The organism is Xenorhabdus bovienii SS-2004 (assembly GCF_000027225.1).
GTDB lineage: Bacteria > Pseudomonadota > Gammaproteobacteria > Enterobacterales > Enterobacteriaceae > Xenorhabdus > Xenorhabdus bovienii_C.
Window position 1 is genome coordinate 2,782,387 of the sequence record NC_013892.1, and the last position, 26,505, is coordinate 2,808,891.

Annotated in this window: 24 protein-coding genes; 6 read left to right on the top strand and 18 right to left on the bottom strand. The window is 43.7% G+C overall.

The features are described 5' to 3' along the window. The first annotated feature begins 2 nt into the window (after positions 1 to 2). The 5 genes from hflD (at position 3) to XBJ1_RS11960 (ending at position 5,672) form a co-directional block, all read left to right on the top strand. Entirely contained in the window at positions 3 to 629 is a 627-nt protein-coding gene (hflD, locus tag XBJ1_RS11940) for a high frequency lysogenization protein HflD (protein WP_012989230.1), read from the top strand. A 23-nt stretch (positions 630 to 652) separates the two neighbouring features. Further along, entirely contained in the window at positions 653 to 2,023 is a 1,371-nt protein-coding gene (purB, locus tag XBJ1_RS11945; RefSeq protein ID WP_012989231.1) for an adenylosuccinate lyase, read from the top strand. Between the two features lie 297 nt (positions 2,024 to 2,320). Continuing rightward, entirely contained in the window at positions 2,321 to 3,004 is a 684-nt protein-coding gene (phoP, locus tag XBJ1_RS11950) for a two-component system response regulator PhoP (protein WP_012989233.1), read from the top strand. Next, on the top strand, positions 2,994 to 4,454 hold the full coding sequence (phoQ, locus tag XBJ1_RS11955) for a two-component system sensor histidine kinase PhoQ (RefSeq protein ID WP_038199020.1): 1,461 nt from the start codon (positions 2,994 to 2,996) through the stop codon (positions 4,452 to 4,454). The genes phoP and phoQ overlap by 11 nt, the downstream gene beginning before the upstream one ends. 96 nt (positions 4,455 to 4,550) lie before the next feature. After that, complete coding sequence (locus tag XBJ1_RS11960; RefSeq protein ID WP_012989235.1) at positions 4,551 to 5,672, top strand: cupin domain-containing protein; 1,122 nt, start codon at positions 4,551 to 4,553, stop codon at positions 5,670 to 5,672. Between the two features lie 179 nt (positions 5,673 to 5,851). Here XBJ1_RS11960 and cobB read toward each other — a convergent pair whose 3' ends face one another. The 4 genes from cobB to lolC form a co-directional block, all read right to left on the bottom strand. Then, positions 5,852 to 6,682, bottom strand: a complete 831-nt coding sequence (gene cobB, locus XBJ1_RS11965; RefSeq protein ID WP_038199021.1) for a Sir2 family NAD+-dependent deacetylase — start codon at positions 6,680 to 6,682, stop codon at positions 5,852 to 5,854. A 165-nt stretch (positions 6,683 to 6,847) separates the two neighbouring features. Further along, the gene (gene lolE / locus XBJ1_RS11970) at positions 6,848 to 8,095 is read right to left on the bottom strand and encodes a lipoprotein-releasing ABC transporter permease subunit LolE (protein ID WP_012989237.1); all 1,248 of its coding nucleotides are present in this window, start codon (positions 8,093 to 8,095) and stop codon (positions 6,848 to 6,850) included. Then, entirely contained in the window at positions 8,095 to 8,796 is a 702-nt protein-coding gene (lolD, locus tag XBJ1_RS11975) for a lipoprotein-releasing ABC transporter ATP-binding protein LolD (RefSeq protein WP_038199022.1), read from the bottom strand. The genes lolE and lolD overlap by 1 nt, the downstream gene beginning before the upstream one ends. Continuing rightward, a complete protein-coding gene (gene lolC, locus XBJ1_RS11980; RefSeq protein WP_038199024.1) occupies positions 8,789 to 9,991 on the bottom strand; it encodes a lipoprotein-releasing ABC transporter permease subunit LolC in 1,203 nt (400 codons plus the stop codon). The genes lolD and lolC overlap by 8 nt, the downstream gene beginning before the upstream one ends. 558 nt (positions 9,992 to 10,549) lie before the next feature. On the opposite strand from lolC, the gene mfd reads away from it, so the two are divergent. Continuing rightward, on the top strand, positions 10,550 to 13,990 hold the full coding sequence (mfd, locus tag XBJ1_RS11985) for a transcription-repair coupling factor (RefSeq protein WP_012989241.1): 3,441 nt from the start codon (positions 10,550 to 10,552) through the stop codon (positions 13,988 to 13,990). Between the two features lie 72 nt (positions 13,991 to 14,062). Here mfd and umoD read toward each other — a convergent pair whose 3' ends face one another. The 14 genes from umoD to fabG all read right to left on the bottom strand — a co-directional run bounded on the left by umoD (position 14,063) and on the right by fabG (position 26,495). Continuing rightward, entirely contained in the window at positions 14,063 to 14,530 is a 468-nt protein-coding gene (gene umoD / locus XBJ1_RS11990; protein ID WP_012989242.1) for a UmoD family flagellar biogenesis regulator, read from the bottom strand. 299 nt (positions 14,531 to 14,829) lie between these two features. Continuing rightward, positions 14,830 to 16,134 (bottom strand): NAD(P)/FAD-dependent oxidoreductase, encoded by a 1,305-nt coding sequence (locus XBJ1_RS11995; RefSeq protein WP_012989243.1) that lies wholly within the window; start codon positions 16,132 to 16,134, stop codon positions 14,830 to 14,832. Between the two features lie 414 nt (positions 16,135 to 16,548). Next, the gene (gene nagZ, locus XBJ1_RS12000) at positions 16,549 to 17,568 is read right to left on the bottom strand and encodes a beta-N-acetylhexosaminidase (RefSeq protein ID WP_012989244.1); all 1,020 of its coding nucleotides are present in this window, start codon (positions 17,566 to 17,568) and stop codon (positions 16,549 to 16,551) included. 90 nt (positions 17,569 to 17,658) lie between these two features. Continuing rightward, complete coding sequence (locus tag XBJ1_RS12005; RefSeq protein ID WP_012989245.1) at positions 17,659 to 18,489, bottom strand: phosphotransferase; 831 nt, start codon at positions 18,487 to 18,489, stop codon at positions 17,659 to 17,661. A 19-nt stretch (positions 18,490 to 18,508) separates the two neighbouring features. Continuing rightward, a complete protein-coding gene (lpoB, locus tag XBJ1_RS12010) occupies positions 18,509 to 19,075 on the bottom strand; it encodes a penicillin-binding protein activator LpoB (protein ID WP_012989246.1) in 567 nt (188 codons plus the stop codon). Positions 19,076 to 19,125: 50 nt separating this feature from the next. Next, positions 19,126 to 19,476: a purine nucleoside phosphoramidase gene (gene hinT, locus XBJ1_RS12015; RefSeq protein WP_012989247.1), complete on the bottom strand. Its 351-nt coding sequence runs from the start codon at positions 19,474 to 19,476 to the stop codon at positions 19,126 to 19,128. Between the two features lie 84 nt (positions 19,477 to 19,560). Then, positions 19,561 to 20,346: a metal-dependent hydrolase gene (locus XBJ1_RS12020; protein ID WP_012989248.1), complete on the bottom strand. Its 786-nt coding sequence runs from the start codon at positions 20,344 to 20,346 to the stop codon at positions 19,561 to 19,563. Between the two features lie 13 nt (positions 20,347 to 20,359). Further along, entirely contained in the window at positions 20,360 to 21,358 is a 999-nt protein-coding gene (gene holB, locus XBJ1_RS12025) for a DNA polymerase III subunit delta' (RefSeq protein WP_012989249.1), read from the bottom strand. Beyond that, positions 21,355 to 21,996, bottom strand: a complete 642-nt coding sequence (tmk, locus tag XBJ1_RS12030) for a dTMP kinase (protein ID WP_012989250.1) — start codon at positions 21,994 to 21,996, stop codon at positions 21,355 to 21,357. Before tmk ends, holB begins: the two co-directional genes overlap by 4 nt. Then, positions 21,993 to 23,015, bottom strand: coding sequence for an endolytic transglycosylase MltG (mltG, locus tag XBJ1_RS12035; protein ID WP_038199028.1), 1,023 nt, complete (start codon positions 23,013 to 23,015; stop codon positions 21,993 to 21,995). Before mltG ends, tmk begins: the two co-directional genes overlap by 4 nt. A 45-nt stretch (positions 23,016 to 23,060) precedes the next feature. After that, positions 23,061 to 23,885, bottom strand: coding sequence for an aminodeoxychorismate lyase (gene pabC / locus XBJ1_RS12040; RefSeq protein WP_038199040.1), 825 nt, complete (start codon positions 23,883 to 23,885; stop codon positions 23,061 to 23,063). 171 nt (positions 23,886 to 24,056) lie between these two features. Further along, positions 24,057 to 25,298, bottom strand: a complete 1,242-nt coding sequence (gene fabF / locus XBJ1_RS12045) for a beta-ketoacyl-ACP synthase II (RefSeq protein ID WP_012989253.1) — start codon at positions 25,296 to 25,298, stop codon at positions 24,057 to 24,059. Between the two features lie 74 nt (positions 25,299 to 25,372). Continuing rightward, a complete protein-coding gene (gene acpP, locus XBJ1_RS12050; RefSeq protein WP_012989255.1) occupies positions 25,373 to 25,609 on the bottom strand; it encodes an acyl carrier protein in 237 nt (78 codons plus the stop codon). Between the two features lie 151 nt (positions 25,610 to 25,760). Further along, a complete protein-coding gene (gene fabG, locus XBJ1_RS12055; RefSeq protein WP_012989257.1) occupies positions 25,761 to 26,495 on the bottom strand; it encodes a 3-oxoacyl-ACP reductase FabG in 735 nt (244 codons plus the stop codon). Between the last annotated feature and the right edge of the window lie 10 nt (positions 26,496 to 26,505).

A 26,505-nucleotide genomic window follows, 5' to 3' on the forward strand; every position in this document is an offset into this window, starting at 1 on the left:
TCGTGGCTAAAAATTATTATGACATTACACTGGCACTGGCAGGCATCTGCCAGTCAGGCCATCTGGTTCAGCAGCTTGCCCATGAAGGCCAGTGTGATGACGATACTTTTGAAGTGATGATCAACAGTGTCCTGAACATGAATCCGTCATCCACACAGGATGTCTTTGGCAATAATGCCTGCAACCTCCGCATTGGCCTTGATGCCATTCAGGGCATGTTCAATAACACTCGCAGTGGTATCTCTGCTGACCTTACCCGCTATATGCTGAGTTTGATAGTGCTGGAGCGTCGGCTCAGTAAAAATCAAGCGGCAGCTAATGAACTTGCTCATCGTATTAACCAGCTAGAACGCCAACAAACTTACTTTGAACCTATGTCAGAAGGTATCTTCAATGCCCTTGCAGGTATCTATGTCGATGTTATCAGCCCGCTAGGGCCTCGTATTCAAGTCACAGGTTCACCTGACATATTGCGCAATACGTTGATACAGGCGAAAGTCCGAGCAGCATTACTGGCAGGTATCCGCAGTGCTGTATTATGGCAGCAAGTTGGCGGTAGTCGCCTGCAAATCATGTTTTCTCGTCAGCGCCTGATCCGACAGGAAAAAGACATTCTTGATCATTGTTAAATAAAATCCGGGAGTTGCTACCAATGGAATTATCCTCACTGACCGCTGTTTCTCCAATTGATGGCCGTTACGGCGACAAAGTTAGCGCACTGCGCGCTATTTTTAGTGAGTTCGGCTTACTGAAATTCCGCGTACAGGTTGAAGTACGTTGGCTGCAAAAACTGGCCGCCACAACAGAAATTAGAGAAGTTCCTGCGTTTGATGCAAACGCAAACGCTTACCTGGATGAAATTGTTGCAAATTTCAATGAACAGGACGCATTACGCATCAAAGAAATTGAACGCACAACCAATCATGACGTTAAGGCCGTTGAGTATTTTCTGAAAGAAAAAGTGGCACACATTCCTGCTCTTCATCAAGTCGCTGAATTTATTCATTTTGCCTGCACATCAGAAGACATCAATAATTTGTCACATGCATTGATGCTCAAAACCGCCCGTGAGGAGATTCTACTGCCTCAGTGGCGTCAGTTGATCGACACTATCAAGCGTATGGCCCACGACTACCGTGACTTGCCTTTGCTGTCACGTACACACGGACAACCCGCAACCCCTTCTACTGTCGGTAAAGAATTTGCTAACGTGGCTTATCGTATGGAGCGTCAATTCCGCCAGCTTGGACAGATTGAGATCCTCGGTAAAATCAACGGAGCTGTCGGCAACTACAATGCTCATCTGTCTGCCTATCCGCAGGTGAATTGGCACCAGTTCAGCGAATCATTCGTCACATCTCTGGGAATTCAGTGGAATCCATATACCACTCAAATCGAGCCACATGATTACATTGCGGAACTGTTTGATTGTGTAGCACGTTTTAACACTATCCTACTGGATTTTGATCGTGATACCTGGGGTTATATTGCCCTGAATCATTTCAAACAGAAAACCGTTGCGGGTGAAATCGGCTCTTCTACCATGCCACACAAAGTCAATCCAATTGATTTTGAAAATTCTGAAGGAAATCTGGGATTGGCAAATGCGGTTCTGGGGCATCTTGCCAGCAAACTACCCGTTTCCCGTTGGCAGCGTGATCTGACGGATTCAACGGTATTGCGCAATCTGGGTGTCGGTCTGGGCTACGCTCTGATTGCTTATCAAGCCACCATGAAGGGGCTGAATAAATTGGAGATCAACAAACAGCACCTGTTGGATGAGCTGGAGCAGAACTGGGAAGTGCTGGCTGAACCTATCCAAACCGTCATGCGCCGTTACGGTATCGAAAAACCCTATGAAAAATTGAAAGAACTAACACGCGGTAAACGTATTGATGCCGAAGGTATGAAAACCTTCATTGATGGCCTTGAGCTTCCCGAAGAGGAAAAATCTCGTCTCAAATCCATGACACCAGCAAACTACATTGGCTATGCCACTTCACTAGTCGATGAATTAAAATAAAAATTTTTCATATATCTCCCCATGGACAGGAAATTTTCCTGTCCATGCCGGAAAAAAACATGCGCAAAATTACATAAAACATAAATAGAAGCAAAGTCATCTACTCCCATCAATTCTAATCCCTTGTTTTTAAAAGTCACTTTCATTAATATTCCGGCTTGTCCAAAATAGTTACTATACTTAATTCAATCATAATAATGATATATATAATTTTATTTAATACCTGTTGACGAAATTGACTATTTAGCTATTTTAAATCTACTTAGTAAACGTTACTGATTAGTATAAGGAATCATTATGCGTATACTCATTATTGAAGATGAGGCGATACTTCGCCATCATTTGACAGTACAGCTCCGAGAACTCGGTCATCAGGTTGATGCGGCTGAAAATACCAAAGAAGCTGATTATTATCTGAAAGAAAATCATCCTGATATTGCTATCGTCGATCTGGGGTTACCCGGAGAAGATGGCCTCAGCATGATACGACGTTGGCGCAGCGATCAGGTTAATTTACCGATTTTAATCCTCACAGTTCATGACAGCTGGCAAGAAAAGGTCACAGTACTGAATGCTGGAGCAGATGATTATGTTACCAAGCCTTTTCGTTTGGAAGAGATTAACGCGCGCATACAGGCATTAATGCGACGTCATAGTGGGCTAGCATCTCAACTCGTTGAATTATCGCCATTCTTAATTGATCTCTCTCGCAAAGAGTTTTCAGTTAATAAAAACAGTATCAAATTGACTGCGTTCGAATATACGATTATTGAAACGCTGATGCGTAATAATGGCAAAGTTGTCAGTAAAGAATCACTGATGCGCCAGTTATACCCTGATGCTGAATTACGTGAAAGTCATACAATTGATGTATTAATGGGACGCTTAAGAAAAAAAATATCGAATGAGTGGTCAGACGAAGTCATTGTTACAGTCCGAGGCCAGGGGTATCGTTTCGATGTGAAACAACATGATATTTAAATTCTCGAAAAAGCATATCTCGCTGAGAACTCGATTTCTCATGGCGACGTCGGCCATTATCCTTGCGCTGACGCTGTCATATGGCCTTGTCGCCATTATTGGGTATTTAGTGAGTTTTGATAAAACAATTTATTCCATACTCCGTAGCCAAAGTAATTTATTTAGTACTTTGGCTAAATGGGATGGTAGCAAGCTGGTTATTAAAATCCCCCCCAATTTATCCATGACTAATCGTTCTCTGGCTCTGATTTATGACAATCAAGGTCGTATTCTCTGGCGCCAAAGTTATACGCCAGAATTGGAAAAAAAAATTCCTGGGGAATGGCTGAAAAAAGATGGCTTGCATGACTTATCTATCTCTTTTAAAGATAAGGAAGGTTTTCTCTACCCTAAAACACCGACTCAGTCAGACAATTCAACCAAAACCAACTGGAGCGATAATAATGAGTTATTAACCTATTCTGTAGCAGTCAATTCTTATGCTAAGACCGATAAGCTGCCTGCGATGACAATTGTTATTATTGATACTATCCCACAAGATATGCAGAGTTCAGTGAAAGTCTGGGCATGGTTTGGATATGTATTGCTTGCCAACCTGATTTTAATCATCCCATTAATCTGGCTTGCTGCCGACTGGAGTCTGCGTCCAATTAAATTTGTAATTACCCAAATAAGCTCTCTGGAAAGAGGTGAACGTGAAAAATTGGATGAAGAGCCTCCCAACGAATTAAAAGGTCTGGTCAGAAACCTGAATGCATTATTAAGCAATGAACGTCGACGTTATACTCGATATCGCACGACACTTTCTGACTTGTCACATGGCCTAAAAACCCCATTAGCCGTGTTGCAATCCACCCTACTTTCATTGCGCTCAGGTAAACAAATGTCCATTACACAGGCTGAACCAATCATGCTTGAGCAAATCAACCGGATGTCTCAACTGGTTGACTACTACCTACGTCGTGCCAATATGCACAGCGATCATAACCTACTCTTGAGACAGATTTCTTCCGTCTCAATTTTGCTGGATAGACTGATCATCGCACTGACAAAAGTTTATCAGTACAAAGGCGTCGATATTACACTGAATGTTTCTTCCGAAATCAATTGGTTAGGCGAAAAGAATGACTTCTTGGAGGTGATGGGAAATGTTCTGGAGAATGCCTGTAAATATTGTCTGGAGTTCGTCGAAATCACCGCCTTAATGGGAGATAATTCTGTCACTATTATTGTCGATGATGATGGCCCAGGTGTACCGCCAGAAAAACGTAACATGATTTTCGAACGTGGTCTACGTGCAGATACATTACGCTCTGGTCAAGGATTAGGGCTGTCAATTGCTGCTGAAATTGTCATGCAATATGACGGAAGCATCAGCGTTGAAGATAGCCCACTTGGGGGGGCTAGGGTAAATGTAGTATTCCGCTCACAGCAAAGCAGTGAATACTGAGTGGGAGCGAGCTCGAAATATTTCAACCAAAACTGATATCGTGATTGACTATTCGTTATAATGGCCTGAAATTCACTTGTCACTCAGGATATCACCATGGATTATCAGCTAAATCTGGACTGGCAATCGTTTTTGCAGAACTATTGGCAAAAACGGCCACTGCTGATTAAGCAGGGTTTCCAGCAATTTATCGATCCCCTTTCTCCCGATGAACTGGCGGGACTGGCGATGGAAAATGAAATCGATAGCCGTTTGGTCAGTCAGAAAAACGGTCGTTGGGAAGTTTCACATGGTCCATTTGAAATTTATGACCATTTAGGCGAAAAGGATTGGTCATTACTTGTACAAGCTGTTAATCACTGGCATCTTCCTTCTTCTGCCCTTATGAAACCATTTCGTATGCTGTCCGACTGGCGAATGGATGATCTGATGGTCTCTTTCTCTGTATCAGGCGGTGGTGTCGGTCCTCACCTTGACCAATATGATGTCTTTATCATTCAGGGACAGGGACGCCGTCGCTGGCGTGTAGGCGAAAAAATACCAATGAAACAGCATTGCCCTCACCCTGATTTATTACAGGTTGATCCTTTTGAGGCAATCATTGATGAAGAAATGTTGCCAGGGGATATTCTTTATATTCCCCCTGGATTCCCGCACGAAGGCTACGCTATCGAGGATTCACTAAATTATTCCGTAGGCTTCCGCGCACCCAATGCCCGTGAACTCTTCAGTGGTTTTGCTGATTATATTCTGGCAAATGAATTGGGGAGCCATCGTTATAGCGATCCAGAGCTGGCATTGCGTGATAATCCAGCGCTAATTCAGTCAAATGAACTGGATACTCTGCGAATAATGATGCGCGATCTGCTGGAACAACCAACAACTTTTCAAAATTGGTTTGGCGAATTTATCTCCCAATCACGCCATGAGTTGGACATTGCCCCACCAGAACCTCCTTATGAAAGCGATGAAATTTATGAACTGCTGAAGCAAGGTGAAAGTTTGAATCGCTTAAGTGGGTTACGCGTCCTGCGAGTTGGTGATCAATGTTTTGTCAATGGCGAATTAATAGATACTCCTCATATCCATGCCGCTGATGCGCTTTGTCAGCATGATCGAGTGGATGCGGGTATTCTGGGTGATGCCATTGATGATGTTCGTTTTATCAGCCTGCTAGCTGCGTTGGTCAATAGCGGTTACTGGTATTTTAATGATTAATCTATGAGTAGAAAATCCATCTGCTATGCAGATGGATTTTCTATAGGTCAAATAATGAATTGTTTTCACGGATAGCTGTCAGTTCAGTAAAACGCTCTAATAATCTGTCCACCTTCTCCTCTCCCTGAATCATCTATTTTCATTATGGAGAAGAGGAACAGTATACATATTGTGTCAAATCAGCTTTTATCTGTCTTCATTTGCTGAAGTAATGACTGAACATATTGCGTGACAATTTTACTGGCATGACCATAGTGTTTTTCATCAAATAAGCTTTCGACCTGGCTGGGTTCCAGATTCAACTCAATAGTAAGTGCGCCAGATAACTTAGCTTCATGCACAAAACCTGCGGCAGGATAAACGTGACCAGACGTCCCTATGGCAATAAAAAGATCAGCATCCGCTAAAGCAGAATAAATCTGCTCCATCCCCAATGGCATTTCACCAAACCATACGACATGGGGACGTAGTGGAGATGGAAACTGGCAACAATGGCAGCGGTCTTCGGTTGTCAATTCTGTCTTCCATTCAATCATCTGACCAGACTGGCAACAGCGAGCTTTCAACAATTCACCGTGCATATGCAAAACACGACGGCTTCCTGCTCGTTCATGCAAGTTATCGATATTTTGTGTCACGAGCAGAAAATTATCACCCAGTTGCTGTTCTAGCTCTACCAAGGCATAGTGCGCGGCATTAGGCTGAATTTCCGGCTGCTGGAGCTGTTTTCGACGCGCATTGTAAAATGCCTGAACTAATTCAGCATCACGTTGGAAACCTTCTGGCGTAGCAACATCTTCAACACGATGTTCTTCCCACAGGCCATCAGAAGAGCGAAATGTTCGAATGCCTGACTCAGCGGAAATACCCGCCCCCGTCAGCACGACCACACGAGGCCTTTTTATTTTATTTGCCAATCGAATGTCCCTGTAAAAATTTTTTCTATTTAATCGCTGACACCGCAATCGTTTAACCTTGCAAAACTTACCAAACCGATGACGAACACGCATAAAACTATTTCCTTAGCATTGCCCTAATCTTCCCTTCACCCGGCTCTGTTCTGTTTAAAACATGCTCAGATTGTCTATTCTGCTGATTAGGACCCTACCCGTTAAATCACTATCGATTAAACCGACACGATAGCGCGCTTAGAGGATTGTTGATACTTTGGCATATTATTGACCGCTCAAAATCCGTGCTGGATCAAGTTTACTGGCCCGACGAGCCGGATACCAACTGGCCAACAGACTCAATATCAATGCCGTTAACAGGACATAGAAAATATCCATAGCATGTAATTCTGACGGCAGAAAATCAATAAAATAGATATCACCAGAAAGGAATTGATGACCGAGCAGCTTTTCCAGCCCTTTGATAATAGTCGTCAGATTCAGCGATGTGAAGATGCCAGCTATCGTGCCAATAACACTGCCGACCATGCCAGTCAGTAATCCATACCATAAAAAAATCGCTCTGATATGACCATCTTTAGCCCCCAGAGTACGCAAGATAGCAATATCACTGCTTTTGTCTTTCACAGCCATAATCAGTGTTGAAACAATATTAAAGCAAGCCACTCCAATAACCAGAACCATTGCTAGGTACATGATGCCGCGCACCATCTGGATATCGTTGTACATATATCCGTAGTCCTTTATCCATGTACTGATATAGACATACTTTTCTGTCGATTTGCCAGCATCCAAAACCCGCTGTTCTGCGGCAAAAACATTATCAGCTTTGATGGCAATTCCCGTAATAGCATGACCATAATCCAGATATTGTTGCGCATCAGATAAAGGAACCAAAGCCAGACGATGATCCAGCATGCCACTTAACTGGAAAATTCCAGCAACCTGTAGGCGAATGCGTTTCGGCTGCAAAAGTTTCAAACTCGGATCACTATTGGGGATCATGACCGTCAGCCAGTCACCTTGTTTCACATGCAGCGAATGCGCCACACCCTGCCCTAAGATCACCTGATGTTTGCCAGCATGAAACGCTTTCCATGCATCATCACCGACAAATTGAGGCAAAGCACTGACATCAGCTTCGGTGGTCGGCTCAACACCTTGTATCTGTACAGCGTGGAGTTTTTCGCCTTTCTCCATCAATCCGGTAAATTCAATATAAGGGGAAGCACCAACAATACCCACTGTCTGTTTTACTCGCTCAAGTGCCTGTTCCCAATGCTGAAAAGGCTGCTCTACCGTGTAGATCTGCCCATGTGGTACAACAGAAAGCACCCGGTTTTTCAGTTCTCGTTCAAAACCGTTCATGGCACTCAAGCCGATAATCAGCACTGCAACACCAAGCATAATGCCTAATGTCGAAATGACAGAAACCAGAGAAACCATTCCTGCACGACGACGTCCTCGGCTAAACCGTAATGCGGTAAATAATGCAAGAGGCAAATTCGCCATTACCTCTCTCCCACCAGAACGAGCTCATCCTGTAAAAACCCATCGCGCATTTCGACCTGACGAGCCAATCGGCCAGCAAGTTTCAGATCATGAGTCACCACCAGAAACGCAGTCCCTTGGCGTTGATTCAATTCCTGCAAAATTTCAAAGATGCTGTCCGCATTACGCTGGTCGAGGTTGCCTGTTGGTTCATCCGCCAGCACCAGTGATGGTTCATTCACCAATGCACGGGCAATAGCGACACGCTGGCGCTCACCGCCGGACAGTTCAGCAGGCCGATGGTGTGCCCGCTTTTCCAATCCAACCGCCGCCAGCATTTCCAGCGCTTTTTGTGAAGCCTTGCGCTTTTTACTGCCAATCAATAACGGCATAGCAACATTTTCCAACGCACTGAAATCAGGCAACAGATGATGGAACTGGTAAATAAAACCGATTTCACTGTTGCGTAACTCGGCTCGTACAGAGGCAGACATTTCATTCAATGATCGCCCTTTAAAAAGAACTTCTCCGGACGTAGGCGAATCCAGTCCGCCAAGCAAATGCAGAAGTGTACTTTTACCCGATCCCGAACTGCCGACAATTGCCATCATTTCTCTCTGCCGTATGGAAAAAGTGACATTCTTTAACACTTCTGTGGAAACCTGCCCTTCCTGATATTTTTTGCACAGATGATGACACAGCAATAAGGGTTGATTACTCATAACGTAAAGCCTCAGCAGGTTGAATGGCAGCCGCGCGCCAGGAAGGATATAGAGTCGATAATAGGGAGATCAACATGGCACTGGTGGCAATAAGCACCACTTGGGTAATATCAATCGCAACAGGTAATTGGATACCTTCAGTCAACAGGCCAACAAGAGGCATTAAACTGTTTAACTGACTGGAAAGCAGAACACCCAGCCCCGTTCCCAACAAAGCACCAATGATGCCAGCACTCCCCCCTTGGATCATGAAGATCGCCATTACCTGACGGCGGGTTAGTCCCTGCGTCTGCAAGATGGCAATTTCACCCTGTTTTTCCATCACCAATAAAGAGAGGGAAGTGATGATGTTAAAAGCAGCGACTGCGATGATCAGGCTCAACAATAACCCCATCATATTTTTTTCCATCCGAACCGCCTGAAAAAATTCGCCCTTGCGTTCACGCCAATCTTTCCACACTAATCCTTCCGGTAAAGTTTGCTGGCTTAATACATCCACCGTCAGCGGTTGATTGAGATACAGACGCCAACCAGTGATATTATCCATGGGATAACGGAATAAGCGCACCGCATCTTGTTGATTGACCAGCATTTCCGTGTCATCGACTTCACTATTGGCAAAAAATGTTCCAATCACCGTGAATAACCGCTGGCTGGGAATTCTACCCATCGGCGTAAGCTGGCTGGCACTTGGTACGATAACGCGGATCTGATCACCTCGTTTAACACCCAGCTTTATAGCCAACTTCTCCCCCAAAATGACGAAATAACGTCCGGGTTGTAACTGAGTACGATCGGTATCAGCAACATGCGCCGCCAGTGGCGTATATTCATCAGGAGTGATACCCAACATGACTCCCACACCAACATTACGGGCACTTTGTAGCACCACATCGCTTTGTACAATCGGAGTAATACGGTTAACTCCTTTTAGACCCGAAAGCTGATTCATCGGATGCTCATCAGGATTGATAGAGCCTTTTTCTGATGTGATGATTGCCTGCGGCATAAAACCCAAAATACTGCTTTCCAATGAACGTTCAAAACCATTCATGACTGACAACACAGTAATAAGTGCAGCCACACCCAGCGTAATACCAATGGCCGATAACCAAGAGACAAAACGGCCGAATTTATCGACCGCTCGTCCGCGCATATAGCGCAATCCTATAAATAATGAGACAGATTGAAACATGAAATCCGCCGTATCAAAATGATGTTTTTAAAAACAATGAGTTAAGAAAAAATGTCATATTTTATCTCTAGTTATGTATGCCAATATGTACAAAACCAATATCTATCCCATCAGCCTTACTTATCACATAGTATCATCGTTTCGCTCAGATTTGATTATCGTCAATTTCAAGTGAAAAATAAAAAAAGCAGCTATTATACTCAACCCTCGAAAATTTTGGCTTGATACAGAAAAAGGCTACACCGATGCGTAGCCTTGAAATCGCCATAATCTAATATTAACAAGAGTTTCTGATGTCATCCAATCTGACTTGCACTCCTCTGGAAGTACTGCCCAGATATTGTTGCCAAAATCAATAAACATGAAATCTATTACTCTCCTGTTGCCAAAGCAAAGTGTTCAGTGATAATAAAGGGCAGCAGTACTGTATGGAACCACTCATACCCCGGTTCTGTGTTTTTTTACTTTCTCTCAACCTGCCAGCGTATTTGTTGCAAGGCTACTTGGTCAAAAATGTGTTGGGAATGGACTAAACCTTAGAGAACACATCAAACGCTTATGTCCGCAAAATACCGTTATCAACTTCCTGAACGTCGCGGTGATATCCGCCAGTTGGGTCATTTGACTGGTGCCGCCTGTGCAGTCGAATGTGCCGAAATTATTGAACGTCACTCAGGTCCAGTGCTACTGGTGACACAAGATATGCAGAATGCTTTGCGATTGCGTGATGAAATTCTGCAATTCACCCACGCACCAATAAATATGCTGTCAGATTGGGAAACATTACCTTACGATAGTTTTTCACCCCATCAAGAAATCATCTCAAATCGCTTATCCACGCTTTATCACTTACCGTTCATGACGAAAGGTGCACTGATCCTACCCGTCAATACGTTGATGCAGCGTGTTTGTCCACATGAATATCTCAAGAGACATGCCTTGGTTATGTTCAAAGGTCAGCGCCTTTCACGGGATAAACTGCGGACAGAACTGGAACAGTCCGGTTATCGTAGTGTTGAGCAAGTACTTGAACACGGTGAATTTGCTACACGCGGCGCCTTGTTTGATATGTTCCCGATGGGAAGTGAACATCCTTACCGTATTGATTTTTTTGATGATGAAATCGATAGCCTGCGTACTTTCGATATAGATAGCCAGCGAACACTGGTTGAAGTGGAAACAATCAATTTATTGCCAGCTCATGAATTCCCGACTGATCAAGAGGCGATTGAATTATTCCGCAGCCAATGGCGTGAGCAGTTTGAAGTTCGCCGCGATGCTGAGCATATCTACCAGCAGGTCAGCAAGAAAATGCTGCCGGCTGGCATTGAGTACTGGCAACCCCTGTTCTTTGAACAGCCCCTGCCTGCGATTTTTAATTATCTACCCGAAAATACCCTGCTCATTACACAGGATTTAGTCAGTGCAGCAGAGCGTTTTTGGCAGGATACAGCACAACGCTTTGAAAGCCGAAAAATTGATCCAATGCGGCCATTACTATCTCCTGAGCAGATTTGGCTACCTGTCGATAAATTATTCGCTGAATTAAAAAATTGGCCCCGCATTCAGGTTAAAAATGAAGCACTCCCTCAAAAGGCAGGAAACACCAACCTTGCTTATCAGGCTCTCCCTGATTTATCGGTTACTGCACAGCACAAAACACCTTTGGATAAGGTGCGCCGTTTTATCGAACAGTTCAATGGCAGGATCATTTTCTCGGTAGAAAGTGAGGGGCGCCGGGAAACCGTACAAGGGCTGTTGTCACGTATAAAAATTAGCCCGATAAAAATAAAACAGTTAATAGATGCCAATAAATCTGGCTGCTTCTTAATGGTAGGAGCGGCAGAGCATGGTTTCATTGATGAAGATAATAAACTCGCACTTATCTGCGAAAGTGACATGCTCGGTGAGCGCGTAAGCCGGCGCCGGCAAGATAGCCGACGTACCATCAATACTGATATTTTGATCCGCAACCTTGCTGAACTGCGTCGCGGTCAGCCCGTTGTTCACCTTGAACATGGTGTTGGCCGTTATCAGGGGTTGATGATGCTGGAGGCGGGTGGCATTCAGGCAGAGTATCTGATCCTGACCTATGCCGGAGAAGACAAACTGTATGTGCCAGTCTCCTCTCTGCATCTCATCAGTCGTTATGCTGGCGGTGCTGAAGATAGCGCACCACTGCACAAATTAGGTGGAGAGGCATGGAATAAAGCCCGTCAAAAAGCGGCTGAAAAAGTACGTGATGTCGCAGCTGAGTTACTGGATGTGTATGCGCAGCGTGCCATTAAACCGGGCTTTGCCTGCACACAGGATCCCGAGCAATACCAACTGTTTTGTCAAAGTTTTCCGTTTGATACGACACCGGATCAAGAACAAGCGATCAATGCGGTACTGGATGATATGTGCCAACCCGTTGCCATGGATCGGTTAGTGTGTGGTGATGTTGGATTTGGGAAAACCGAAGTCGCGATGCGCGCCGCTTTTATGGCCATCACTAATAACAAACAGGTAGCCGTTCTCGTGCCGACAACCCTGTTGGCACAGCAGCATTATGATAATTTCCGGGATCGCTTTGCAAACTGGCCTGTGCATCTTGAAGTACTGTCACGCTTTCGCAGTGCAAAAGAACAACAGCAGGTTATTGATATGGCCGCTGAAGGCAAAGTCGATATCATCATCGGTACCCATAAACTTCTACAAAATGATCTGTGCTGGAAAGATATTGGTTTATTGATTGTCGATGAAGAACACCGTTTTGGGGTTCGCCACAAAGAACGTATCAAAGCCATTCGTGCTGATGTCGACGTCCTGACTCTAACCGCGACGCCCATTCCCCGCACGCTTAATATGGCAATGAGTGGTATGCGTGATCTGTCGATCATCGCCACGCCACCTGCCCGGCGTCTGGCGGTCAAAACCTTTGTACGTGAGTATGACAGTTTAGTCGTTCGTGAATCCATCCTGCGGGAGATTTTGCGTGGTGGTCAGGTTTATTACCTCTATAATGATGTCGAAAATATTGAGAAGGCCAAAAATCGGCTGGAAGAATTAGTTCCTGAAGCCAGAATCGTCGTCGGCCATGGACAGATGCGTGAACGTGATCTGGAACGGGTCATGGCAGATTTCCATCACCAACGTTTTAATGTACTGGTATGTACCACCATTATTGAAACCGGAATTGATATCCCCAGTGCCAATACGATTATCATTGAACGCGCTGATCACTTTGGATTGGCTCAGTTACACCAGTTACGCGGGCGTGTCGGGCGTTCCCATCATCAGGCATATGCTTATCTGCTGACTCCAAATCCAAAAGCCATGACTACCGACGCCCAAAAGCGCCTGGAGGCCATTGCATCCCTTGAGGACTTAGGCGCAGGGTTTGCACTCGCCACTCATGATCTGGAGATCAGGGGGGCTGGTGAATTGTTAGGTGAAGACCAAAGTGGTCAGATGGCCAGCGTCGGTTTTACACTCTACATGGAACTGCTGGAAAGTGCCATTGATGCACTGAAAAACGGACGTGAACCATCACTTGAAGATCTCACCAGCAGCCAGACCGAGATTGAACTGCGTATGCCGGTATTTTTGCCTGATGATTATATCCCTGACGTGAATATGCGCCTGTCTTTCTATAAGCGCATTGCCAGCGCCCACAATGATGCTGAACTAGCTGAACTGAAAGTTGAATTGATTGACCGATTTGGTTTACTGCCTGATCCGGGTCGCCAGTTATTGCAATCTGCCTCAATTCGTCTGACCGCGCAGAGTTTGGGTATCAAGCGCATTGAAGCGCATGAGAAAGGTGGCTTTATCGAGTTTAGTGATAACAATAAAGTCGACCCAAATTATCTGATCGGTTTATTGCAGACACAGCCTAACATTTATCGGCTGGATGGCCCCTCGAAACTGAAATTTATTACTGATTTAACCGAGAGATCTACACGTTTGTCTTTCATCCAGCAATTATTAGAAGCCTTCGTTCAGCATCAGATATAACACAACGATTGCACTGTTTCGCCGATACAGTTCCAAGCGAAATAGTGCAATCATCTTCTGAAAAAAGTATAGCTACAAATATGGCTGGAGAATTAATTGCCCTTTTTCATTTAACGGAATGGTTTGCTCCGGTTTGTACGTCACTCGCACTTTTCCAGGGTTATCCCCAATAGTATAAACAACATCATACCCAACGGTGCGGTGCTCCCTCACATAAACCATCAGACAGTTTTTTAATGCTGAATGGTTGAATGCAAGATATTCTCTGCTTGCTTTTAAATTGTCAAAAAGAGTCAATATACGGTATTCATATCCCGTAAAGACCCCTCCTGTTATATCTTCTGATCTAATAGGAATGACGAATACTGCCTCATGGCAATAGTGATGAGGAGCAGGAACCGTTATTCTGATAGGCTCTGAAGATAATACTTGCGCAACTTTGGGTTGTGGGGATTCAAAATAAAGTGTTGCGGCAGTGCCAATGGCAGCAATAGCAATTATAGAGCCTATTCCATACTGTCTTATCTTTAAATTACCCACATAGCACCTTGATATATTAATAATTTTATACACATTTTCATTGAAGCATGCCCTCTTAATATTTAGGAGAACTAAAAATGCGTTCAATTTATTATTTAAGAAAAATCCTATTTCATTAATTTAATATAATAAAATCATTAAATTTATGCTCTTTTAATAAAATACGCTTGTTGATTATAATAAATAATTCAGAATTAAATTAGATAAGAATAATTATGATAGGTGTAATAATAAATATAACAGGTAAATAAATGGCTCATCTGTGTTAATTAAATTCAGATGAGCCATTTTTCAGTAAATTAGTGCAATTTCAACCGCGGACGAATAACACGATTGATTCCACCAACCAGCATCATCAAACCTGTTTTTATATATCCATGCAGTGCTACCTGATGCATACGATACAACGAGATATAAACCACACGTGCAATACGGCCTTCTACCATCATTGACCCGCGCATCAAGTTGCCCATCAGGCTACCAACTGTACTGAACTTAGATAATGAAACCAATGAACCATGATCTTTATAAACATATTCTTTCAATGGCTTTTCATTCAATAAAGCCAGAATATTATCATAGCAACGACTCGCCATTTGGTGAGCAGACTGAGCACGAGGAGGAACAAATCCACCCTCTTTTTTCGGGCATGATGCACAATCACCAATGGCGAAAACATAAGCATCCAACGTCGTCTGCAACGTTGGCTTCACAACCAACTGGTTAATGCGGTTTGTTTCCAGCCCACCAATGTCTTTCATAAAGTCAGGCGCTTTAATTCCTGCTGCCCATACCATCAGGGAAGCCTTGATCAGCTCTCCGTCTTTGGTATTCAGGCCATGCTCATCTGCGCTGGTCACCATAGTCTTGGTCAACACCTTGACACCGAGTTTGGTCAATTCCTGATGTGCCGCACTGGAAATCCGTGGAGGCAATGCAGGAAGAATACGCTCACCCGCTTCAACCAGAGTGACATTCAGCGCGTCTGAATTCAAACTTTCAAAACCATAGCTATTAAACTGCTTAACAGCATTGTACAGTTCTGCCGAAAGTTCTACGCCAGTTGCACCACCGCCAACAATCGCGATGTTGACTTTTTCTTCCGTGCATTGGTTGGCAGAATATTTCAGAAACAAATTCAGCATTTCATTGTGGAAACGATGTGCCTGCTGTGGATTATCGAGGAAAATGCAGTTTTCCCTTACACCTGCCGTACCGAAATCATTCGACTGGCTACCCAATGCCATAACAAGAATATCGTAAGTCAGCTCTCGCTCCGCTACCAGCAAATCATTGCTTTCATCACGGATTTCCGCCAGAGTGATTTTCTTTCCATCACGATCGATATTCGTGAGCGTGCCTAACTGGAAGTGAAAATGATGGTTACTGGCATGAGCTAAATAGCTCAATGCATCGACGCCATCGTCAAGAGAGCCCGTTGCTACTTCATGTAATAATGGTTTCCATAAATGGCTGTTGTTGCGATCCACCAAAGTAATTTCGGCTTTTTGCTTACGCCCCAATTTGTGCCCTAAACGCGTTGCCAGCTCTAAACCACCAGCGCCCCCACCAATAATGACAATTCTTGTCTTTGGCGTTGTCATGACTACCCCACTGAAAATACAACTAATGTTATGTAAGGCGCTAAAGCCGTTTCTTTTAATAACGTTCTTAAATAACATCAGATTTGACAAGTTTCATATTGTAAATATCTCCAGAATATCATGGCTGGTTAGTTGGTCATACCAAAAATAGTCACGATCAAATTCTTTTGATTAATTAGACGCCAGTCACAAAATTTTCGTGCTTACTTTCAGTTAACTGGATGTATATCCTATTTATGAACAATAAAAATTTACAATGTTAATGCTGTGTAAATATAAAGTTTGATTTGATAAAACAAGGTTTCATCTGGAAATACAAAAAGGAAGAATCGAGAAGAAATACAAAAAAGGGATAGAATTGCCAACTAGCAACTCCATTCCCAATTTTATTAAAATCAATATATAAAACAATGATTAAATATAATTTAACCACTGTTCACACAAGCCATTCAATTCTTTATTTGCCTGTTGCCAGCGTTCTGATTTCTTCAACTCTTCCAGACTGTATTGACTGCCCTGATGATATAACCGTGCTACCCTATCAGATCTGATCATCGGCAAATTATCCAGCACGCTGATTGCCCCCTGCCGATTGTTGCACACCAGAATCATGTCACAACCCGCTTCCAATGAGGCTTTTCCTCGCTCGGCATAGCTGCCCATGATAGCCGCACCTTCCATCGACAGATCATCAGAAAAAATAACACCTTCAAATCCCAGTTGCTGACGCAAAATAGATTTCAACCAATAAGGTGAACCACTGGCCGGGCGATCATCTACTTGAGAATAAACCACATGAGCAGGCATAATTGCATCAAGCAGGTTACGCTGGATAAAATCGCGAAAAATATGCATATCATGACAACTAATGGCATCCATCGAGCGATTATCCCTTGGCGTTTCTTTGTGAGAATCTGCTACAACTGCTCCATGCCCCGGAAAGTGCTTACCTGTCGATTTCATCCCTGCGGAATGCATGCCCTTGATAAATTTTTCTGCCATCATCACCGCGAGTTCAAGCTCTCCGTGAAATGAGCGCTCACCAATCGCAGTGCACTGGTGTCCTAAATCCAGTACAGGAGCAAAACTGATATCAATGTCCATTGCAATCATTTCTGATGCCATTAGCCAACCCGATTCTTGCGCCAAATGCGTTCCCATAAGCGAGTCATTCAAGCAGGCAAAAGACTGTGCGGCAGGTAAACGAGTAAAGCCTTCATGAAAACGCTGAACACGTCCCCCTTCCTGATCGACCGCAATCACCAAACGGTGGTAGGACGCAGCGCGGATTTGGCGAATTAATTCACGCAATTGTTGCGTATCCTGGAAGTTGCGGGTAAACAGGATTAAACCGCCCACTAATGGATGTTGCAGAATTTCGCGTTCTTCATTATCCAATTCATAACCAACAACATCTAACATTACTGGCCCCATAACACTCCTCACCTCTATATCATTGGTTACCATCTATAACTCATTGTCACTAATGGCGATTGATACTATCCAGCGTGTTAAAACGCCAGTTTAATGCTCTAATTTAAACCCCTGGCGCAGAGGGTTCGCTAATGCTAAAAATTGTGGATCTTTCGTCTGCTGCCAACGTACTTCATACCACATCAGCATCATATATCTGACCCACGGTCCCCACTGTTTAATTCTCTGCTGCAATAATATGATATCCGCGTATCCTGATGCGTAATTACAATAATAATCTAAAAAAATCTGTTGCTGTATCTCATCCCACTGATTGCCTTTAAACAACACAGCCAATGAAAAACCAATATCGACATCAGCGGCATATTCCCAATCAATCAATTTTAATCCCTCTACAGTCATAAGTAGATTATCGGGGTGAATATCCATGTGAGCAGGTGCTATTTTCAGGGTTGTTGGCGTTCTGGCTGCCATAAAAAATTTCTGCAAACGCAGCCAGCGAGGAGATAAGCGGCTTTGGTCAATCTGCTGCCACTGAGATGCAATTTGCTTTTTGAGTTGGAGGGGATAACCCAATCGGTGATGGTTATGAAGAGTGGCAAGTATCTGTGCCAGTAACTGCTGCAATAATGGTAAGTTCAACGTTTCGTGAGTTATTGTTGTTCCCGAAAACCATTCCAGCAATAGCCAATCACCGTTCATGGCTATTACTTTAGGAGCGATGCCAGTGGAAGATAACCTGCGTAAAACCTGATTTTCCCGCTGACGATCCACACCCAGTGTTTCACTATTCTGTGTTTGTATGCGCCCAACCATCTGGCGCACACCATCTGTAATAGAGAAACTTCCCTGTGTCAGCCCATTTAATTGCCTGATTTCCCAATTTTTTACTGGAATGCCAGGCCATTGCTGACATAGCATTCTCAGCAAGCTGTTATCGCTAGTTAACGTCACCGCTACCTGACCAAAGTATTTCACCCGTTTTAACCAGCATCAGCTGCATTTCTATACTACGTTGATTGTTACTACCCGAAACCACGGAATAGAGCACATAATCAGCGCTCAAATAACGTGCCAAGCCAATAGATTTACTGCGCAATCCCAAGCTATCTTCCGATGACAATCCCAATGCCTGTTGAGCGCTACGCACTTGTTTTTTCGGTACAATCTGAAAAAGCTGTTTACGACTTACAGCATCAGTAATGATATCAGTCACTTGCAGGGCTCGCAGCGAACCATTAGTGTTGTTTTTAACAGTATCGACAAGTAATACTTTTCCCGTTTCCACACCATTGGCCTTAACCATCTGCGCAACCAACGGTTGAACAGTGCCATTCCAATTAATCGACTGAATCTTGGGTGGCTGAGGAACTTTATCCGATGGCTGTACTTGTGGTTCCGTTTTTTTCTCTGGCTTCACAGGTGTAACCGGAGCAGGCGGCTGTATTGGTAAGTTACAACTCGCCAGAAACATCGCTGATAATATAACAAAGAGAATTCTTTTCATTAATCTACTCCGGTTACAGCGCTATCGTGTACCAATAATGGTGAATCACATTACTTTACCAACAGTGGCCCCAATGGACGTCCACCCACCATATGCATATGGATATGGAAAACTTCCTGCCCGGAATGGCGATTACAGTTCATGATGAGGCGATAACCATCTTCTGCGATGCCTTCTTGTTCTGCAATTTTCGCTGCCACTGTGAACAGACGCCCCAATGCAAGTTCATGCTCTGAAGTGACATCGTTAACCGTTGGGATCAGTACGTTTGGCACAATCAGAATATGGGTGGGCGCTTGTGGCGTAATGTCACGGAATGCTGTCACCAGATCATCCTGATAAACAATATCAGAAGGAATTTCACGACGAATGATTTTGCTAAAAATAGTTTCTTCTGCCATCTCACCTCTCCTTTTTTGCCATTAAAGATGACTCATGATTAAGTCTAAATACTAAACTAAAACATAAAAGGTTATCTAGATAACTTAATTTTCTGGGATGTTGATATGAAACAGGTTACAAAAATTTCTGGTTGTCACTGCGGCCAATTCATCAAGAGTCACCCCTTTCAATACTGCCATATATTCAGCAATATCACGTACATAGGCAGGCTGATTCTGCTTGCCTCTATGAGGTATAGGTGCCAGATAAGGTGAGTCAGTTTCTACCAAAACCCGATCGAGTGGGACAAACCTTGCCGCTTCACGGATCTGTTCTGCATTGCGAAATGTCACGATACCAGAGAAAGAAATATAAAAACCCAGATCCAGCAAAGCTCTCGCCGTGTCTTTATCTTCCGTAAAACAGTGCAGCACACCGCCACATTCCTGTACTTTTTCTTCTCGCAAAACCAAAAGGGTATCATCCTTTGCATCGCGGGTATGAACAATGACAGGCTTATTTAACTTACGTCCAATGCGGATATGTTCACGAAAGGAAGTTCGCTGTAACTCTGCATTGTCTTTTTGATAATAATAATCCAGACCGGTTTCTCCCATTGCGACGACATCATCGTCCGCTGCAAGCCGGGCAAGTTCATCAAAATCGTAGCCTTCATCCAGATTCAGTGGATGAATACCGCAGGAATACGCGATATTTTCACGTTTACCAATCAAATTCTTCATTTGCTGGAATCCCGGCAGCGTAGTCGCCACCGCCAACATATACTTTACATCCCGTTCTGCTGCCTTAGCCACAACATCATCCACACTCTTGTGTAGAGTTTCATAATCAAGGCAATCGAGATGACAGTGTGAATCAACTAAAAACATAATATGCTCGTATCTAAATGAGTTTCCGTGTGGAACAAAGCTGCTTTTCCCAATTGAGTAATTGTCCTGTCAACAATAATTCCCGATTGACGCCCACCACAGAGAGTAATTGATGACGACAATGTACCCAATCATCAACTGTACTTAATAATTTTCCCACACTTTGAGTGGAAGCCAGATGATGGATCAAAGCCTGCTGATCTTGGTTGACGCAGTAATCCTGCGCCTGCTGCTGCCATTTCACCGCATCGGATAACAGGCTAACCAGCCAATACAAAGATTGCTGTGCATCATCACGATTCAATAAGGGTAAAAGTGACAGGGTATCACAGTTATGCAATGCCTGTTCAATTGCCTGACAAAACACATTTCTCTGCTGCCATTTTTCAGTCTGAAGCAACTGTTCAGCAGCAAGAGGCGCACCTTGTGAAAGTTTTAACGCCGTCTGCGCATCCAGAGATGATATTGCAGGGAGTTGATGTTGCAGCCAGTAAAGCCCTACACGCTGTTCAGGCACAGGTAGAAAATAGTAAAAACAGCGACTGCGCAGCGTTGCCAGCAAGCGAGCTGGACGCTGGCACTGCAACAGGAAATAGGTATTTTGAGGGGGTTCTTCCAATGTTTTCAGCAAAGCGTTGGAAGCAGCATCGGTCAGAGACTCGGCAGAAGGTAGCCAGACAATTTTAGCTCCACCTTGTTGAGAATATTCGTAAAGCCTTTCGTTGAGCTGACGCACAGCATCAACTCCAATAGTACTTTTTCCCTTTTCAGGGGCAAGAGCATGCCAGTCAGAATGCGTTTCTGCCAGCATCAGATGACAACCGTGACACTTGCCACAACTTTTCATTCCTTGTTTGTCCTGACACATCAACCAGCGGCTCAATCCATACAATAACGCACCTGCACCCGTTCCTTCATGAGCATGAAGCAAAAGGGCATGGTGTCCACGCTCCTGTTGATGGGATTCAATCAACAGGCGATATGCATGGTTAAGCCACGGATACCAGTTCATGCCTGCACGTCCTGTTGTTTCAACCACTGTAATAAGGTCTGACGAATAGCACCCTGCACTTTTTCCAGCGGTTGTGTCGCATCTATTTTTTTGATGGTGTCATCTTGTGCCACAAGCTCGAGATATCTTTCACGGGTACGGTGGAAAAAATCCAAGGATTCTTTTTCAATGCGATCCAATTCACCCCGTTCACGAGCGCGCTGTAAACCAACCTCTGGTGGCAAATCGAGATAAATAGTCAAATCCGGGTAGAAATCGCCGAGTGCCGATTCGCGTAATGATGTCATCAGTTTCTGATCAATGCCACGGCCACCGCCCTGATATGCCTGAGAGGAAAGATCATGACGATCTCCAACCACCCAAGTTCCTTTTTCCAGTGCTGGCTTGATAACATTTTCTACCAATTGGACTCTGGCTGCATATAGCATCAATACTTCTGCCTTATTCGTCAGTGATTCACCTTCAACACCCTGTTTGATAAGTTGACGTAATTTTTCTGCCAACGGAGTTCCACCCGGTTCACGGGTAAAAATCAGATCAGAAATGCCATACTGCTTCAATGTTTCAACCACTGTTCGGATTGCAGTCGTTTTCCCTGCCCCCTCAAGCCCTTCAATAACAATAAATTTGCTGTTCATTTATCCTGCTTTAATCTCTGACGATAAAGATTTACCGCCCTATTATGTTCTGCCAGATTCACCGTAAATGTATGACCGCCATTACCATTTGCAACAAAGTATAAGTACCCTGTCACAGCAGGGTGTGCCGCAGCTTTAATCGAAGCCAGGCTTGGCATAGCAATAGGCGTCGGTGGTAATCCTTCAATCATATAAGTATTATATGGCGTAAAAGCAGTCAGGTTACTACGGAAAATAGAACCCATATACTTATCCCCCAACCCATATATTACTGTCGGATCAGTTTGTAATCTCATCTTTAACCGCAGCCGATTAATAAATACCGAAGCAACTTTTGTACGTTCAGAGTCTATTGCTGTCTCTTTTTCAATGATGGATGCCATGATCAACATTTCATAAGCATTCTTATATGGCAGATTTTTTTCGCGATTTTTCCACTCTTGCTCTAGTGCCCTGTTCATGTTTTGATGAGCACGTTTTAGCAATTCAACATCACTGGTTCCTGCGGTATACAGGTAAGTATCGGGATAGAGCCAACCTTCCAGTGGTTCTTCCGCTTTCATGTCTAAAGCGTCAGTCAATTCCTTTGGTGATTTGCCCTCTGCTTCATGTTTTAAGTATGGCGCATTCTGTAATATTTTCTCCCAGTCAGACAATCGACTTCCTTCAACGAAACGGATAGAAAATTGCACTTCTTTACCGCTGGAAAATAGTTGCAAGATTGCTCTCAATGACATGCCTTGTTGCAAACGGTAAGTGCCAGCCTTAAATTTCGCCAATTCTGGTTTTAATCGGAATAGCCACGGCAACAATTGGTGATCTTTGATTAAGTTATGCTGAACCAACAATATTCCCAGCCCGGCACGCCCTGTTCCTGCCGGTACAGTAAATATCATTTCTTGATTAAGATTAATTTTCTGATTAGCAAAGCTTTCTATTTTTTTCACAAAAGAAAAAAACATGATTGCTACAATAATAATCAAGCTGGGTAAAATGAAAATACGCTTTTTAAGTTTCATGGGTAATCACTTTTGACCGATCCTTCAATGATGAGTATTGAATAACTACAGCCTTAAACATCCAGGCAATAAATACTCATGCAATTCTCTTGATTGATATTTCCATGCAGGCTGATTTTTGTGCGCCTGAATTTGGTTTACTGCGATAACAGGCATCAAGGAATTGCAGATAATCACCTCATCAGCATGAGCCAATACCTCAGGATAACGCATGACACATGACAGGTTATAATCACTTTCTGCCAATAATTGCATAATCTTCTGCCGCATCACCCCTTCTACACCACATTGATTCAAATCAGGCGTATAAACGTTTTTACCTTTCCGCCAGAAAATATTAGCAGTACAACACTCAACCAATAACCCATCACTATCAAGAACCAGTGCTTCATCAGACCTTGCCTGCTCAATGAATCTTTTTATCAGAACCTGTTCCAAGCGGTTCAAGTGTTTAATACCTGCCAAATGGGGATTGATACCCATCATAATTGGGCTAAGAACGAGTGAAACACCATTTTTACGCTGGATAGCATACTGTTCTGGATATGAACTCAACGAGAGAACCTGATTTGTCTCGATAGCATCACTAATACCATAACCACGACCACCAACTCCTCTGGAGAGAATAATTTTCAGGACACCTGATTCACAACCGGTAGCCACCTGCTTAATGTGATCCTCAAGTTGCAACCAATCCAGTGCTGGCATAAACAGTTTTTCAACGCCTTTTTGTAACCGTTTTATGTGCAAAGGTAGCAAAGCTGCCTGACCTTGCTCAACTCTTATTGTTGTAAAACAGCCATCACCAAATTGTACCGCACGATCATTAACAGGTAATTGATTACACGGTTTGCCATTAATCCAATACATCATTTCATTTTCTAATTTTCGATAAGAAGGCGTGATAACCTCAGACATTAAGGAGCGTTATCATATTATATGAACCGTGGCAGTGCAAAAATGCCTATTCAAAAAAATCATAAAATCAGGAATAAAAAAGCCTCAACAAATGTTGAGGCTCTTCATAAAAAGAGGACGTTTTTATATCTTACGGAAAATCAGTGACCCATTAGTCCCACCGAAACCGAAAGAATTACACAGTGCGTATTCCATCCCTTCAACTTTACGTGCTTCGCCTGGAACAAGATCCAAACGGCAGTTTTCATCCTGATTTTCCAAATTAATGGTCGGAGGAACAATCTGCTCACGTAAAGCAAGAATAGTGAAAATTGATTCAATCGCTCCCGCAGCACCCAGCAAATGACCTGTCATTGATTTGGTTGAACTCACCAATACTTTAGTGCCTTCACCAAAAACAGATTCTACCGCACGAGCCTCTGCAAGATCACCAACTGGCGTTGAAGTCCCATGAGCATTAATGTAGCCCACTTGGTCTGGGGAAATATCCGCATCTTTCAGGGCATTCTCCATTGCAAGCGCAGCACCCGCTCCATCTTCAGGTGGTGATGTCATATGATAAGCATCACTGCTCATACCAAAGCCAACGATTTCAGCGTAAATTTTTGCACCACGTTTTTTGGCATGTTCGTATTCTTCAAGAACCAGTACACCGGCACCATCACCCAGCACAAACCCATCTCGATCTTTATCCCAAGGGCGGCTTGCACCTTGAGGATCATCATTACGGGTCGATAATGCACGAGCAGCACCAAACCCTGCAACGCCAAATGTAGTACTGGCTTTCTCAGTACCACCTGCCAGCATAATATCAGCATCATTGTACGCAATAATACGAGCTGCATGACCGATATTGTGCACGCCAGAGGTACAAGCAGTTGCAATGGAGATGCTAGGACCACGAAGACCATAAAGGATGCTCAGATGGCCTGCAACCATATTGATGATGGTCGAAGGTACAAAGAATGGGCTGACCTTGCGAGGTCCCGCCGAAAGCAATGTACTGTGGTTTTCTTCAATAAGACCCAAACCACCAATACCAGAACCAATAGCAGCACCAAAGCGGCTAGCATTGGCTTCTGTTACTTCGATTCCTGCATCTTCGATAGCTTGTACACCAGCAGCAATTCCATACTGAATAAACAGATCCATTTTTCGCGCATCTTTGCGCGAAATATTGAAATCTTCATGATTAAAATTTTTCACCACACCAGCAAACTTAGTTGCATGGTTAGCGGTGTCAAAATGTTCGATAAGGCTGATACCACTCTGTCCGGCACAAACAGCGTTCCAAGAAGACTCTACTGTATTGCCGACAGGAGATAACATGCCTAGTCCGGTCACGACTACTCGACGCTTAGACACGGTTATCCTCCAGGGAGGGAAAAAATTTAGGACGAAGAACATAGGCGGTCGAACGACCGCCTAGGTGTGTGTGCTTATTTACCTGCGTTTTCAACGTAGTCAATAGCAGCCTGAACTGTAGTGATTTTTTCAGCTTCTTCGTCTGGGATCTCGATATCGAACTCTTCTTCCAGAGCCATTACCAGTTCAACTGTGTCAAGAGAATCAGCGCCCAAGTCATCAACAAATGAAGCTGTATTTACAACTTCTTCCTCTTTAACACCCAGTTGTTCAACGATGATTTTCTTAACGCGTTCGTCGATAGTGCTCATACTATTAAATTTCCTATCAAAACTCGCTTTCGCGATGGTTTTCGTAGTTTATAAAATACAGGAAAAGATGCAACCAAATCCCGGCTGGTCGAACCACAAACTGTGTCTTTTTGTATAAAAAATACATCAGAAACAGCGAGTTCGCTCATTTTTAGATCATGTACATGCCACCATTGACATGTAATGTTTCACCCGTAATGTAAGCGGCCTCGTCAGAAGCAAGAAACGCTACAGCACTGGCAATTTCCTTTGCATCACCGAGACGACTAGCAGGAATTTCAGATAAAATGCCTACTCGTTGGTCGTCTGTCAACGCTCTAGTCATATCCGTTTCGATAAAACCAGGTGCAACAACGTTGACGGTGATGCCACGAGAAGCGACTTCACGAGCCAATGATTTACTGAAACCAATGACTCCTGCTTTCGCTGCCGCGTAATTCGCCTGCCCTGCATTTCCCATTGTTCCAACAACAGATCCAATGGAAATAATACGTCCATAACGTTTTTTCATCATAGAGCGCATTACTGCTTTTGACAGACGAAAAATCGAAGAAAGATTGGTGTCAATAATGTCTTGCCACTCTCCATCTTTCATACGCATCAACAAGTTATCACGAGTGATGCCTGCATTATTTACCAGAATGTCTATTTCACCAAATTCAGCACGAATATTCGAGAGTGTTTTTTCTACGGATTCTGAATCTGTGACATTCAATACAAAACCTTTGCCTTTATCACCAAGGTAGGCACTAATTGCTTCGGCTCCATTCTCGCTGGTTGCTGTGCCGATAACACGAGCACCACGTTCAACCAATAATTCTGCAATCGAGCGACCTATGCCACGGCTAGCGCCAGTGACCAGTGCAATTTTTCCATCAAAGCTCATGTTTTCCTCA

Bases quoted from the DNA above. Each gene is read 5' to 3' on its own strand.
- purB (WP_012989231.1), top strand. From the start codon at position 653: ATGGAATTATCCTCACTGACCGCTGTTTCTCCAATTGATGGCCGTTAC.
- phoP (WP_012989233.1), top strand. From the start codon at position 2,321: ATGCGTATACTCATTATTGAAGATGAGGCGATACTTCGCCATCATTTG.
- phoQ (WP_038199020.1), top strand. From the start codon at position 2,994: ATGATATTTAAATTCTCGAAAAAGCATATCTCGCTGAGAACTCGATTT.
- XBJ1_RS11960 (WP_012989235.1), top strand. From the start codon at position 4,551: ATGGATTATCAGCTAAATCTGGACTGGCAATCGTTTTTGCAGAACTAT.
- cobB (WP_038199021.1), bottom strand. From the start codon at position 6,682: ATGCGTGTTCGTCATCGGTTTGGTAAGTTTTGCAAGGTTAAACGATTG.
- lolE (WP_012989237.1), bottom strand. From the start codon at position 8,095: ATGGCGAATTTGCCTCTTGCATTATTTACCGCATTACGGTTTAGCCGA.
- lolD (WP_038199022.1), bottom strand. From the start codon at position 8,796: ATGAGTAATCAACCCTTATTGCTGTGTCATCATCTGTGCAAAAAATAT.
- lolC (WP_038199024.1), bottom strand. From the start codon at position 9,991: ATGTTTCAATCTGTCTCATTATTTATAGGATTGCGCTATATGCGCGGA.
- mfd (WP_012989241.1), top strand. From the start codon at position 10,550: ATGTCCGCAAAATACCGTTATCAACTTCCTGAACGTCGCGGTGATATC.
- XBJ1_RS11995 (WP_012989243.1), bottom strand. From the start codon at position 16,134: ATGACAACGCCAAAGACAAGAATTGTCATTATTGGTGGGGGCGCTGGT.
- nagZ (WP_012989244.1), bottom strand. From the start codon at position 17,568: ATGGGGCCAGTAATGTTAGATGTTGTTGGTTATGAATTGGATAATGAA.
- XBJ1_RS12005 (WP_012989245.1), bottom strand. From the start codon at position 18,489: ATGCTATGTCAGCAATGGCCTGGCATTCCAGTAAAAAATTGGGAAATC.
- lpoB (WP_012989246.1), bottom strand. From the start codon at position 19,075: ATGAAAAGAATTCTCTTTGTTATATTATCAGCGATGTTTCTGGCGAGT.
- hinT (WP_012989247.1), bottom strand. From the start codon at position 19,476: ATGGCAGAAGAAACTATTTTTAGCAAAATCATTCGTCGTGAAATTCCT.
- XBJ1_RS12020 (WP_012989248.1), bottom strand. From the start codon at position 20,346: ATGTTTTTAGTTGATTCACACTGTCATCTCGATTGCCTTGATTATGAA.
- holB (WP_012989249.1), bottom strand. From the start codon at position 21,358: ATGAACTGGTATCCGTGGCTTAACCATGCATATCGCCTGTTGATTGAA.
- tmk (WP_012989250.1), bottom strand. From the start codon at position 21,996: ATGAACAGCAAATTTATTGTTATTGAAGGGCTTGAGGGGGCAGGGAAA.
- mltG (WP_038199028.1), bottom strand. From the start codon at position 23,015: ATGAAACTTAAAAAGCGTATTTTCATTTTACCCAGCTTGATTATTATT.
- pabC (WP_038199040.1), bottom strand. From the start codon at position 23,885: ATGTATTGGATTAATGGCAAACCGTGTAATCAATTACCTGTTAATGAT.
- acpP (WP_012989255.1), bottom strand. From the start codon at position 25,609: ATGAGCACTATCGACGAACGCGTTAAGAAAATCATCGTTGAACAACTG.
- fabG (WP_012989257.1), bottom strand. From the start codon at position 26,495: ATGAGCTTTGATGGAAAAATTGCACTGGTCACTGGCGCTAGCCGTGGC.